Here is an 11607-nt window from a genome sequence, read left to right as displayed (position 1 = left end):
TAATGGCTGAACAAGATAAAACACATACTGTTTCCCCTTATTTCACATTCCTTCTATTACACTCCCTTCAAATCGGAGTAGGTGTGTTAGGATACCAAAGAATTATTGCGCAATATGCCGGTTATGATTCTTGGATTTCCCTTATTATCGCGGGTATTGCAACTCATATCGTTTTATTTTGTATGCTTAAAATGTTAGAAAAAGATAATGATTTAATGAATATTCATACGACATGTTTCGGAAAGTGGATTGGAACATTTTTTTCCGTATGTTTTGCCGCATACCTTCTATTATTTTGTCTTACTGTTCTTCGTACATATATTGAAGTCATTCAAGTTTGGGTCTTTCCTACAATTAAACCGTGGAAATTAACTTTACTATTTTTACTTGTAGCTTATTACATAATTAGAGGCGGCTTTCGTTCTGTAACAGGAATATGTTTTTGGGGTGTCATAATACCGATTTTCGTACTACTTTTCTTAGTTTTCCCAATGAAATACGCACATGTCCGTAACATTTTCCCAATTCTCGCTCATTCACCTTTAGACATTTTAACTTCAGCGAAAGCATCTGCATTAGAATTTCTTGGATTTGAAGCAATCCTTATCTTTTATCCATTTATAAAAAAAGGAAAATCGTTAAATAAATGGGCACATAGCGGTATTGCTTTTACAACCATTCTATACGTAATATTAGCGATTGTGTCCCTTATGTACTATAGCCAAGGACAACTACATCATACAATTTGGCCAACATTAACGATGCTAAAAATCATTAAGGTTCCTTTTATCCAAAGGTTTGAGTACATTATTATTTTCTTATGGTATCTTATTATTTTACCTAATCTTTGTTTAACGATTTGGTCTTCTTGTTGCATTACTAAGAAATCTTTTCGCATACCATTTAACATTACACTGCCATTTTTTATCGCAACTATATTTATTTCATCCTTGTATTTCACAAACCGCGAAAGTATCAATACATTGAATACAGTACTGTCTCAAGCTGGTTTATATATTGTATACGCTTATATCCCAATCTTATTTCTATTCCATTCATTGCGGTGGCGCTTCAAAAATAAGTCGAAAGAATCTTCACCCGACACACCATGATATTTGATACAATTTGATTAATACATGTGTAAAGGGGACAAGCGTATGAAGAAATATGTATTTTCTTTACTTGCAGTACTGAGCTTAATTCTTGCTGGATGCGGAGCTACTAGTACAAATGAAAAAAAGTCATCTGAATCAAAAGAAGAGCATGACCATGCATCGCACACGCAGCAAGCTGACATTCAAGAAAAAACAAAGGGCGTCGACACGCTTCCGGCCTTCCTAGACAAGCTTGATCCACAAATGAAAGACATTTACACTGTCGCTGGACAAAATGCAGAGCTATTAGATTGGATCCCATGTTACTGCGGTTGCGGTGAAAGTGTAGGACATAAAAACAATAAAAATTGCTTTATTCGTGAAATTAAGAAGAATGGTGAAGTTGTTTGGGATTCCCATGCAACGACTTGCGTCAATTGCCTAGAAATCGCAGTTGAATCGGCTGCGATGAAACAAAAAGGAAAATCAACGCTTGAAATTCGTAACTATATTGACAATAAATACAAAGAAGGCTACGGCAAACCAACACCTACGCCAATGCCAAAAGCTTAAAAAACGAGGAAATACCTCGTTTTTTTCATTCACTTTTTTTCTTAACAAATTCTTTCAAGTGTATTTCTCCTTACTTATCACACACTATATATAACTCTCGGTAAGGAGGGTACACAGTGCAAACATATAACGACTATGATAAAGCTCTCTATTACACGTATTGCTGTAATTGGGATAAATTACTCGTTCTCATGGTTCAGACGAACGATCAATTATTTTCTAAGCGTATTGAGCATTTTTTACATGCTTATCAATACAGTAAAGAACTACCAGAAGTTGATAAACAATTGCAGCTCCTATTTCAATATATTGACCACGCATCTCAAAAGTCACATGTAGAAGAAGTAGAGCAAATTCAAATGTAAAATATAGCGCTATTCTCTTTATGAGAATGGCGCTTTTTAAAATGTTGATATCAATAAATGTTTCTCCTTATAAAACTTTTATTGATAAACATATTTTTTCTTTCTTTTCCCTACTACTTCATACTATAATTTAGTATGTAACTATTATAAGTGAGGTATAAAATATGGGACGAGAAAAAAAGCAAGAATATGCTTTACTTACTGCATGGGGAGCTTCATTTATTGCTACATTAGGAAGTCTATACTTTTCCGAAATCATGAAATTTGAGCCTTGTGTCCTTTGTTGGTATCAGCGTATTTTTATGTATCCATTCGTTTTATGGCTTGGTATCGCTGTAGTAAAGAAAGACTATCGCATTGCAAGTTATTCTTTACCAATCGCAAGTATTGGTGCTTGTATTTCTTTATATCACTATGCAATTCAAAAAATCGCAGCATTTTCAGCGGCTGGGGCAGCTTGCGGCCGCGTACCTTGTACGGGAGAATACATAAACTGGTTCGGCTTTGTGACAATCCCGTTTTTAGCACTTATCGGCTTTATCACAATCGCTGTTTGTAGCTTTATCGTAATCAAAAACAAATAAGGAGATGAAAGAATGAAAAAAATGCTTATATTTGGCGGTATTATTATCGCCTTGTTTGCAGCAATTTTCGCTGTCACACAAATGGAAGAAAAAAATGCTTCAACTAGCCAAAAAATTGATAATGCTACTGGTAGTCAAACAGATGGTTCTGACTACTACACAAATAAAATCTCTCTTTCAGATCTCCAAAAGAATTTAAAAGAGAAAAAAGAAGAAACAGTATACTTTTATCAAACATCTTGTGTTCATTGCCAAAAATTATCTCCTGTCGTAGTACCGATGGCTAAAGACTTGAATATTGATATGAAAGTTATGGATATTGAAAAATTAGATGCTCCTTGGGATGAATATAAAATTCAAGGCACTCCAACAATCATTCATTTTAAAGATGGTAAAGAAGTGAGCCGTATTAGCGGCGAACAATCGAAAGACAAATTAAAAGAATGGCTTGAGCAAACGAAGAAATAACGAGAAAAGGAAACTCCTTCTATACATGAAATGGGCATAAAACCTCACACTAATGTATAAGGAGGGGGTTTTATGCCAGAAGTAAAATGCTCTGTTTCCAATTGCTCATTTTGGGGACAAGGTAACTTTTGTCAAGCAAGTTCAATCGTTGTTCAACCGGATGCACAAGAAGCTGGTCAATCTGAAAATAATTCGTATACCAGCGCAACTTTCACAAACGAGACACTAGAAAGCTCTGTAGCAACGAGTGTAGAAACTTGTTGCCATACATTTAAACCAAAATATTAAACATAAAAAGCATACGATGAATCGTATGCTTTTTTACATTCCCCTCCAAAAATCATGCATGATAAAAAAGTACAAAATAACGAGGACGACCGTCCCGCATAGGGTAATGCGCCTATATATACTCTTTTCTCCTTCCCTTGCTTTTACAAAAGCCCAAATAAATCCGAAGAACAATATTAAATCAACATATGGAACATAAAAAGAAAAGACGAGAAACGCATACAAATACACAATGAATAAACAGGTCGTTACTAAGAAAACTTTAAATGCAAATTCACTTTTCATAATGTAACCGCCCCCTATCTGTATTGTATTATATTCAGCAAAATACAATAGTTGCAGTTAAACTCCAAGTAGAAATAAGCTACCGCCTATAAAACGGTAGCTATTACGGAACATTGTATTTCCGTTTATATATATTACTTAAAGTCGAAGTAGGAATTTGCTCGTAACGAATTTTTTCTCCTGTTTCATCTACAATATACAAATTGTTTCCTATATAATATATTCCATTTTTTCGTTTTGAGTACACCGTATATCTTTCATTCGGCAATACCGTTTTCACTTTTGTTAACTGCCCATTCGGTTCTTGCCAATATATATCCGCGCGGTCTACTAACGTAAGTATTCCAATTTGCTCTTCTTCTACTTTACGACCATTCCAGCTCACAACACGATAACCAAGTGTATTTGCCTCATATTCCGGACTCGTATGAAAACGAGAAATGATTACTTTTGTTTGTAATTGTACTCGGTCATATAACCATTGTATATCCTTGTCATGCATGCGAATACAACCATTTGATTCCCTACTTCCAATCGTCCATTCCCGATTTGTCCCGTGAATCGCATATTCCTTTTTATCTAGTCCAAGCCACCTCGTACCGAGAGGGTTGTTTGGTGCACCACCACGTATCTTTTTTCGATGGTATTCTTTATTTTTATATTTAGTTATAATACAAAAATTACCTTCTGGCGTAGGTGTACGATCTCTTCCAGTCGTTATCGGAAACGTTCTCGTATAGTTTCCTTCTTCAAAGAAAGACAGCTGATTCGTCGTAAGATTAACTAATATTAAATGATCTGTATTAGCAAAAACGCTAGCTGGTAGGCAGAAAAATAGGATTACGATAAACAATACTTTTTTCATCTAAATCCTCCCTAGCACTAACATCATAATAAATGCAATTAGCTTTACTTTGCTCTTATAAATGAAAACTATCCATTTACGATAACGCCTCCGTTTACATGTATCATTTGTCCCGTAACATAAGATGAATCGTCAGATGCTAAGTATACGTATGCTGGCGCTAATTCATATGGCTGACCAGGTCTTTGCATCGGAACATTGCTTCCAAACTGTGACACTTTCTTCTCATCAAAGCTCGATGGAATAAGAGGTGTCCAAATCGGGCCTGGCGCAACACCATTTACACGAATTCCTTTTTGCACTAACGATTGAGAGAGAGATCTTGTAAAAGCAACGATAGCTCCTTTCGTCGCAGAATAATCAATTAAAGTTTCATTTCCTTCATATGCAACGATAGACGCCGTATTTATAATAACATCCCCTTGTTTGAAGTGAGAAAGTGCTGCTTTCGTAACGTGAAAATAAGAAAAAATATTAATACGGAATGTTTTTTCTAGCTGTTCTGCTGTAATATATTCTAGTCCTTGCTGCGGATATTGCTGTGCGACGTTATTCACAACAATATTTAAACCGCCTAACTGTGAAACAGTCTCTTCCACAATATCTTTACAATGTTGTTCATTACTTAAATCTCCCGGTAGTAATACACAATTCACGCCTTCTTTTTCAACATGTTGCTTCGTCTCATTTGCATCCTCATCCTCATCTAAATAAGCAATTGCAATATTTGCACCCTCTTTTGCAAAAGCGATGGAAACAGCTCGTCCAATCCCGCTATCTCCCCCTGTAATTAACACATTCTTCCCCTTTAACTTTTCACTTCCCTTATAATTGGGATCTTCAAACTGCGGAAGTGGATTCATTAATGATTCAATACCAGGCTGTTTATTTTGATGTTGGGCTGGCATTGTTAAAAAGCTTTTTTGCTGTGGCATAACTTCCTTCAGCTCCTTTTCCTTATCATGTGCACAATAAAAAACTACAATTCACACATAGTTTTACGATTAATATTCGAATTTAAGACACAAAATATGAATTGTTGTAAACTTTTTATACAAAACTATTGCAAAATAGTTAAAAAACGAATATTATATATAACTGTTGTGAAAATTATTCGTAAACAGAAAGGATGTTTATATGTTTAACCTTTCAAAACATAAAACTTCTATTAAAACTGAAATTATGGCAGGTATTATTACCTTCTTAACAATGGCATATATCATTGTCGTAAACCCTGTCATCCTTGGGGATGCAGGTGTTCCATTTGAACAAGCATTTACAGCAACAATTATCGCTGCTGTTGTCGGAACATTATTTATGGCGATCTTTACAAACTTACCAATCGCAATTGCACCAGGTATGGGATTAAATGCTTACTTCTCTTACTCTGTTGTAAAAGCTCATGAAGGCATGACTTTCGCAATTGCATTCTCTGCTGTATTCGTAGCAGGTATGATTTTAATTTTGTTATCATTCACATCTTTCCGTACAAAATTAATGGAAGCCATTCCTGAAAACTTAAAACACGCAATTACTGCTGGTATCGGACTATTTATCGCCTTTATCGGTTTACGTTTAACAGGTATCGTTACAAAAAACGATGCAAACTTAGTTGGACTTGGTGATCTTCACTCTGCTCCAGTTCTACTAGCATTAGCTGGACTTGGAATTACAATTGTCCTTATGTCTTTAAATGTAAATGGTGCGCTATTTATCGGCATGCTATTAACTGGTCTTATCGCTTTCTTCACAGGACAATTAACGTTCTCAAACGGTGTTACATCAATGCCTGGATTACCAGAAGGAATTATCGTATCAAATCCAATTACTGCTGTATCTGATGTAATTAACTACGGATTATACGGCGTTGTATTCTCATTCTTCCTTGTTACACTATTCGATACAACAGGCACACTACTTGGCGTTGCGCAACAAGGTGGATTTATGAAAGACGGAAAGCTTCCAAAAGCAGGACGAGCTCTTCTATCTGACTCATTTTCAGCAACAATCGGTTCTATGTTCGGAACAACACCATCAACAGCATACATTGAATCTTCTGCTGGTGTTGCAGCTGGTGGCCGTACTGGTTTAACAACATTTACAGTAGCTGTTCTATTCGCATTAGCAGCTTTCTTTGGACCATTAGTGAGCGCTGTATCTGGTGTATCAGCTATTACTGCACCATCACTAATTATCGTTGGTAGTCTTATGATGGGTTCAGTTCGCCACATCGATTGGGATTCATTTGATGAAGCATTCCCAGCATTCTTAGTAATCTTAAGCATGCCACTTACATCAAGTATCGCAACAGGTATCGCACTTGGATTTATTTCATACCCACTTATGAAAGTGGCAAAAGGTAAATTCCGTTCTGTTCACCCACTTGTGTATGTATTCGGAATCTTGTTCGCTTATCAATTGATATTCTTACCACATTAAAATCCCTCTTTCTGAGGGGTTTTTTATTTTCAAAAAACATTTGACAACTGTACATAATCATGGAATAATTCAAAATAGTTAAATATTCGATGTCTTATCAAGAGCAGGTGGAGGGATGAGCCCTACGAAGCCCGGCAACCGACCCATTTATGGGCACGGTGCTAATTCTTACAACACGTTGTGTTGAAAGATAAGAGTAATATGATAAGACGTCTTTTCTATATGAAAAGGCGTTTTTTATTTTCACTCCCTCCCCTCTCTTCTTAGTTTAGGAGGGATTTTTTTATGAAAAAATTGTGTTCCATCGTACTTATTTTTCTATTACTTACATTAACGGCTTGTACAAATGAGCAAGATGCTATCTCTTCACAAAAGCAACAAACGGTGAAAAAAGTAACTACAACAGTTGAAAATCATTTACAAACAGAAATTCCAAAGCAAATAAAAAAGCCATTAAAAATCGCATTAATTATGCAAATGTCTATCGGAACTTTTTCCTCTCAATATATTGAGGGCGTCAAAAAACAAGTCGAGCTATTTGGCGGTAGTGTACAAGTCTACAATTCTGATAACGATTTAGCAAAAATGGCTGCAAATTTAGATACTGCTATTAATTCAAAAGTGGATGGTATTCTAATTGATCATGGCCGATCTGAAGCATTAAAACCTGGGGTAGAAAAAGCGTTACAGGCGAACATTCCCGTAGTCGCGTTTGATAACGATCTACGCTTACCAGGTGTAACGATTATTGATCAAGATGACTATAGTCTTGCATGGAAATCATTAAAAACGTTAGCAGAAGATTTGAATGGACAAGGAAATATCGCAGTCGTATGGGTTGGCGGATTTGCTCCAATGGAACGTCGTAACGTTATCATTGATGCTTTTTATAAACGGTATCCAAATATAAAAGAAGTTGCGCGATTCGGTACTGCTAGTAATAACACACCACTTGATACACAAACACAAGTAGAAGCTTTACTAAAAAAATATCCGAAAGAAGGAGATTTACAAGCCATTTTCGCTTCGTGGGATGAGTTTGCTAAAGGAGCTGTTAAAGCACTTGAACAAGCTGGTCGTACAGATATAAAAGTATACAGCATTGACTTAAGTAATGAAGATTTACAACTTATGCAAAAAGAAAACTCACCTTGGTCTGCTACGGCTGCAACGGATCCAGCTGAAGTAGGGAAAGTTCAAGTACGATTCTTATACAAAAAAATTGCCGGTGAACAAACGCCAGATATTTATTCACTAGAACCTTATTTAGTAAAGAAAAATAGTTTACCAAAAGAAAATATAACAATGGATCAATTATCAAAACATATAAACGGTTGGGGAGACTCGAAAGATGCGTATTCTCCTTGGATGAAAAAATTAGAGAAGGAGAAAAAATGATGACATTCTCTCTTCAAAACATTACACATTCTTATCATGCCGCTACACCTGTTCTAGAAGATGTTTCTATCCATATTCAAAAAGGAAAAGTTCATGCCCTACTAGGAATGAACGGTGCTGGGAAAAGTACTCTACTGAAAATAGCAACTGGTGAAATTCAGCCAGTTGCTGGCGATATAAAAATTGATAATCAGTCTGTTTCCTTTACTTCGCCACGCGATGCAAAAAAGCACGGTATTTCTTTCGTAACACAAGAAGTAGATCACGGACTTATTCCGGGATTATCTGTATTAGAAAATGTACTTATCGATCATTTAGCAATGCAAAATAAAGTACTATTTTCAAAGTCAAAATTAGTCGCACTCGCTAAACAACATTTGCAAACTGTACAGGTAGATTTAAATGTTTCGGAAGATGTTTCAAACTGCTCATTACATGAAAAACAATTACTTCTTATCGCAAGAGCTTTATCCAACAATACAAATTATCTTTTATTAGATGAGCCTACTTCTTCTCTTGGACCGAAAGAAGTTGAAACCTTCGGACAACTATTAAAAGATTTAACATCAAAAGGAATTGGCATCATCTTAATTTCTCATCGTTTATCAGAGATTCGAAATTTCGCGGATGATGTAACTGTATTACATAACGGTAAAGTCGCACTTTCTGAAGCAATTACAAAGGTTACGGATCAACAAATTGTGGAATCGATGACTGGAAAACAACTTACACTTCCTATTAATGCAGCACCAAAACGAGGGAACGAAGAATTATTTAAAGTACAAGAACTTCCATTACACAAAAATCATTCTCCCCTTTCTCTCACCGTACGAAAAGGTGAAACTGTTGTGATATACGGATTAATTGGCAGTGGCAAAACAACACTTGCTGAAACGTTATTTGGTGCTTATCATACTTATCACGCAGAAATAAACGGTCAAAATATAACGATTAAAACACCGCGAGATGCGATTAAAGCGAAAATCGCACTTGTACCAGAAGAAAGAAGAAAACAAGGCGTATTTCTTTCTGAAGATATTATAAGCCACACGAATTTACACCAATCAGGTTGGAGACGAAAACAAACCGAATTAAATAATGCTACTACGGCAATTTCTTCTTTCAGCATTTCACCGAATGACCCAAAAGCCTTTATTCATTCACTTAGCGGTGGAAATCAACAAAAAGTCTCGATTGCAAAGTGGCATGGATTCAAACCGAATCTATTTCTTTTAGACGAGCCAACTAAAGGTGTAGACATAGCTGCAAAACAAGACATTTTTCAATTCATTCGTAACATTACTGAAAACGGAAGTTCCGTAATTTACTTCACAGGAGAACAAGATGAAGCACTACATATCGCTGATCGCATTCTTATACTGGCAAACGGAGAATTTGTAGGTGAATACTTACCAAACGAACTATCTCCTGAACAGCTTTTACATTTATCTGAAGGGAGTTATTCCATTGAATCTCGTTCATAAAACAAAAACTAAGAAACTATATTTACCTACTCATCTTTTTTATCAATTTAGTACGATTGCTATCATTATAGGTGTTACAATTTTCTTCTCTATCGTCAACGATTCTTTTTTAACATACAACAATATTAGTGATATTTTACGCTCCATTTCTATCGTAACGTTACTTGCAATTGGTGTTACCTTTACATTAATTGTAGATGGGTTTGATTTATCAGTCGGCTCTACCGCTAGTTTAGCAACCATTGCCGCTGCTTCCTGTCTCGTTTTATATCGACAAGAACTATTAGTCACACTCCTTGTTCCTATTCTTTGTGGGCTATTAGTTGGATTATTAAATGCACTACTCGTTATCCGAATTAAACTACCAGATTTACTAGCTACATTAAGTATTATGTATATCGTGAATGGACTACACTTAACATTTTCAAAAGGATCTTCTATTTATGAAGGAATGTCTAGTGCCAAAGGACATTTTATTCCATCCTTTTTATTTATCGGTCAAGGTTCTGTCTTAGGAATTCCAGTCCCTGTCATTATCATGCTTATTGTCGTTTTGATTGCATATGTATTTTTAGAAAAAACAACGTACGGTCGTTTCTTTTATATGACAGGTGGGAATCGAGAAGCTGCTAGACTAGCTGGTATTCCTACTGATCGTTACCGTGTATATGCTTATATGATTAGCGGTTTACTTGCCTCTATTGGCGGTATTATTCTATGTAGCCGTGTTGGCACAGGACAAGTTTCAGCTGGCGCCCCATTATTAATGGATGCAGTTGCAGCTGCCTATATCGGTTATGCAATGTTCGGTGCTAAGAAACCAAATGTCATCGGAACATTTCTTGGTTCCGTATTAATCGGGATCATATTAAACGGCCTTACAATGATGAATGTTCCTTATTATGCACAAGATATCATTAAAGGCAGTATTTTAATTGCTGCTTTAGCCTTTTCATTTATTAAAAAGAAACGTAAATAAAGTGAAACTTTAATCAGTGGGGGTTTTCTTCCCCCCACTGATTATTAGCCTTCACCAATCGGGCATTTACGGGCAGTTGATCCCCCACCTAACTTCTTTGCTTTCGCCGAATTTTGAGGTGGGGTCTTACTGCCCGGCAAATAGCGGGATAAAAAAGTAGCGCATCGAATTCCGATGCGCTACTTTCCTTTTGCAACAATCACACGAACTACTTTTAGCACAAGCAGTAAGAGCAAGTTTGCTATTGCTGTAACTCCTAAAAACATCGCTATCATCAATTCTCCCATGCCGTTATTAAATACAAACGTAATAGAAGAAATGAAAGCCAAAATAAACAATATGAACGCTGGTATATATTTAATAAACGGCTTCTCATATGATCTTTTAGAAAGAAAAGACGTCATTAACAATGTCATAATAAAAACAAAATATACCGCAAATAAAAAAATCATATGAAAGCCTCCTCTACGACCAAACTACTTAAAAGAGGTTAGAATCCTTTAATATTTTTCATTTACCTGTAATTCTTTACTGTACTTTTGAATGAAAATTGATGAAATAATCATTACTATCCCTACACTAAAACCAATAAGCTGATCCAGTAATATTTCATCATGAATAACCAAACGAAGTAAAAATACACCACCAAAAATAAGCAACATAGTAAATCCAGTATGTCTAAGTCCTTTATATACATTTTCCATATGTATCACCTCTCTACACGTTTTTCCATATTCCCCAAAATGTGTATAACCAACATTCGGTATTGAAATCAATAATAAAAA

Annotated in this window: 15 protein-coding genes and 1 riboswitch; of the genes, 10 read left to right on the top strand and 5 right to left on the bottom strand. The window is 35.7% G+C overall.

Annotated features, from left to right (window positions below):
- Positions 1–2: 2 nt before the first annotated feature.
- The 6 genes from JDS95_RS20650 to JDS95_RS20625 all read left to right on the top strand — a co-directional run bounded on the left by JDS95_RS20650 (position 3) and on the right by JDS95_RS20625 (position 3372).
- Positions 3–1112 (top strand): GerAB/ArcD/ProY family transporter, encoded by a 1110-nt coding sequence (locus JDS95_RS20650; protein ID WP_000840375.1) that lies wholly within the window; start codon positions 3–5, stop codon positions 1110–1112.
- A 45-nt stretch (positions 1113–1157) separates the two neighbouring features.
- Positions 1158–1667 (top strand): PCYCGC domain-containing protein, encoded by a 510-nt coding sequence (locus JDS95_RS20645; protein ID WP_000761015.1) that lies wholly within the window; start codon positions 1158–1160, stop codon positions 1665–1667.
- Positions 1668–1783: 116 nt separating this feature from the next.
- Positions 1784–2032: a YhdB family protein gene (locus JDS95_RS20640; RefSeq protein WP_001195459.1), complete on the top strand. Its 249-nt coding sequence runs from the start codon at positions 1784–1786 to the stop codon at positions 2030–2032.
- Between the two features lie 164 nt (positions 2033–2196).
- Positions 2197–2616, top strand: coding sequence for a disulfide formation protein C (locus tag JDS95_RS20635; RefSeq protein WP_000532269.1), 420 nt, complete (start codon positions 2197–2199; stop codon positions 2614–2616).
- A 12-nt stretch (positions 2617–2628) separates the two neighbouring features.
- Positions 2629–3084, top strand: a complete 456-nt coding sequence (locus tag JDS95_RS20630) for a thioredoxin family protein (protein WP_000738438.1) — start codon at positions 2629–2631, stop codon at positions 3082–3084.
- A gap of 72 nt (positions 3085–3156) precedes the next feature.
- Positions 3157–3372: a DUF1540 domain-containing protein gene (locus JDS95_RS20625; protein ID WP_085450155.1), complete on the top strand. Its 216-nt coding sequence runs from the start codon at positions 3157–3159 to the stop codon at positions 3370–3372.
- Between the two features lie 33 nt (positions 3373–3405).
- Here JDS95_RS20625 and JDS95_RS20620 read toward each other — a convergent pair whose 3' ends face one another.
- From JDS95_RS20620 to JDS95_RS20610, 3 genes are all read right to left on the bottom strand, one after another.
- Positions 3406–3657, bottom strand: a complete 252-nt coding sequence (locus tag JDS95_RS20620; protein WP_000834196.1) for a hypothetical protein — start codon at positions 3655–3657, stop codon at positions 3406–3408.
- Between the two features lie 103 nt (positions 3658–3760).
- Entirely contained in the window at positions 3761–4522 is a 762-nt protein-coding gene (locus tag JDS95_RS20615) for a L,D-transpeptidase (RefSeq protein WP_000756372.1), read from the bottom strand.
- A 68-nt stretch (positions 4523–4590) separates the two neighbouring features.
- A complete protein-coding gene (locus JDS95_RS20610) occupies positions 4591–5457 on the bottom strand; it encodes an SDR family oxidoreductase (protein ID WP_085450156.1) in 867 nt (288 codons plus the stop codon).
- Positions 5458–5659: 202 nt separating this feature from the next.
- Here JDS95_RS20610 and JDS95_RS20605 point away from each other — a divergent pair, with 202 nt between their 5' ends.
- From JDS95_RS20605 to JDS95_RS20590, 4 genes are all read left to right on the top strand, one after another.
- Positions 5660–6961 carry an NCS2 family permease gene (locus JDS95_RS20605; RefSeq protein ID WP_000482719.1) on the top strand — a complete coding sequence of 434 codons (1302 nt, stop codon included), beginning with the start codon at positions 5660–5662 and terminating at the stop codon, positions 6959–6961.
- A gap of 91 nt (positions 6962–7052) precedes the next feature.
- Positions 7053–7158: riboswitch (SAM riboswitch) on the top strand.
- Positions 7159–7246: 88 nt separating this feature from the next.
- Positions 7247–8359 carry a sugar ABC transporter substrate-binding protein gene (locus JDS95_RS20600; RefSeq protein WP_000732072.1) on the top strand — a complete coding sequence of 371 codons (1113 nt, stop codon included), beginning with the start codon at positions 7247–7249 and terminating at the stop codon, positions 8357–8359.
- The gene (locus JDS95_RS20595) at positions 8356–9843 is read left to right on the top strand and encodes a sugar ABC transporter ATP-binding protein (protein ID WP_199690758.1); all 1488 of its coding nucleotides are present in this window, start codon (positions 8356–8358) and stop codon (positions 9841–9843) included. The genes JDS95_RS20600 and JDS95_RS20595 overlap by 4 nt, the downstream gene beginning before the upstream one ends.
- Positions 9827–10822: an ABC transporter permease gene (locus JDS95_RS20590; protein ID WP_085450157.1), complete on the top strand. Its 996-nt coding sequence runs from the start codon at positions 9827–9829 to the stop codon at positions 10820–10822. The genes JDS95_RS20595 and JDS95_RS20590 overlap by 17 nt, the downstream gene beginning before the upstream one ends.
- Before the next feature lie 179 nt (positions 10823–11001).
- Here JDS95_RS20590 and JDS95_RS20585 read toward each other — a convergent pair whose 3' ends face one another.
- Positions 11002–11274, bottom strand: a complete 273-nt coding sequence (locus JDS95_RS20585) for a hypothetical protein (protein ID WP_000576473.1) — start codon at positions 11272–11274, stop codon at positions 11002–11004.
- 48 nt (positions 11275–11322) lie between these two features.
- A complete protein-coding gene (locus JDS95_RS20580; protein WP_000432817.1) occupies positions 11323–11526 on the bottom strand; it encodes a hypothetical protein in 204 nt (67 codons plus the stop codon).
- Positions 11527–11607 lie beyond the last annotated feature (81 nt).

This window comes from Bacillus cereus group sp. N24, assembly GCF_016483345.1.
GTDB classification, from domain to species: Bacteria; Bacillota; Bacilli; order Bacillales; family Bacillaceae_G; genus Bacillus_A; species Bacillus_A toyonensis.
Note: the sequence above shows the minus strand (reverse complement) of the source record. Positions and strands in the feature narration are given on the sequence as shown.

Coding starts and splice junctions, on each gene's coding strand:
- JDS95_RS20650 (WP_000840375.1), top strand. CDS start 3: ATGGCTGAACAAGATAAAACACATACTGTTTCCCCTTATTTCACATTC.
- JDS95_RS20645 (WP_000761015.1), top strand. CDS start 1,158: ATGAAGAAATATGTATTTTCTTTACTTGCAGTACTGAGCTTAATTCTT.
- JDS95_RS20635 (WP_000532269.1), top strand. CDS start 2,197: ATGGGACGAGAAAAAAAGCAAGAATATGCTTTACTTACTGCATGGGGA.
- JDS95_RS20630 (WP_000738438.1), top strand. CDS start 2,629: ATGAAAAAAATGCTTATATTTGGCGGTATTATTATCGCCTTGTTTGCA.
- JDS95_RS20625 (WP_085450155.1), top strand. CDS start 3,157: ATGCCAGAAGTAAAATGCTCTGTTTCCAATTGCTCATTTTGGGGACAA.
- JDS95_RS20620 (WP_000834196.1), bottom strand. CDS start 3,657: ATGAAAAGTGAATTTGCATTTAAAGTTTTCTTAGTAACGACCTGTTTA.
- JDS95_RS20615 (WP_000756372.1), bottom strand. CDS start 4,522: ATGAAAAAAGTATTGTTTATCGTAATCCTATTTTTCTGCCTACCAGCT.
- JDS95_RS20610 (WP_085450156.1), bottom strand. CDS start 5,457: ATGCCACAGCAAAAAAGCTTTTTAACAATGCCAGCCCAACATCAAAAT.
- JDS95_RS20605 (WP_000482719.1), top strand. CDS start 5,660: ATGTTTAACCTTTCAAAACATAAAACTTCTATTAAAACTGAAATTATG.
- JDS95_RS20600 (WP_000732072.1), top strand. CDS start 7,247: ATGAAAAAATTGTGTTCCATCGTACTTATTTTTCTATTACTTACATTA.
- JDS95_RS20595 (WP_199690758.1), top strand. CDS start 8,356: ATGATGACATTCTCTCTTCAAAACATTACACATTCTTATCATGCCGCT.
- JDS95_RS20585 (WP_000576473.1), bottom strand. CDS start 11,274: ATGATTTTTTTATTTGCGGTATATTTTGTTTTTATTATGACATTGTTA.
- JDS95_RS20580 (WP_000432817.1), bottom strand. CDS start 11,526: ATGGAAAATGTATATAAAGGACTTAGACATACTGGATTTACTATGTTG.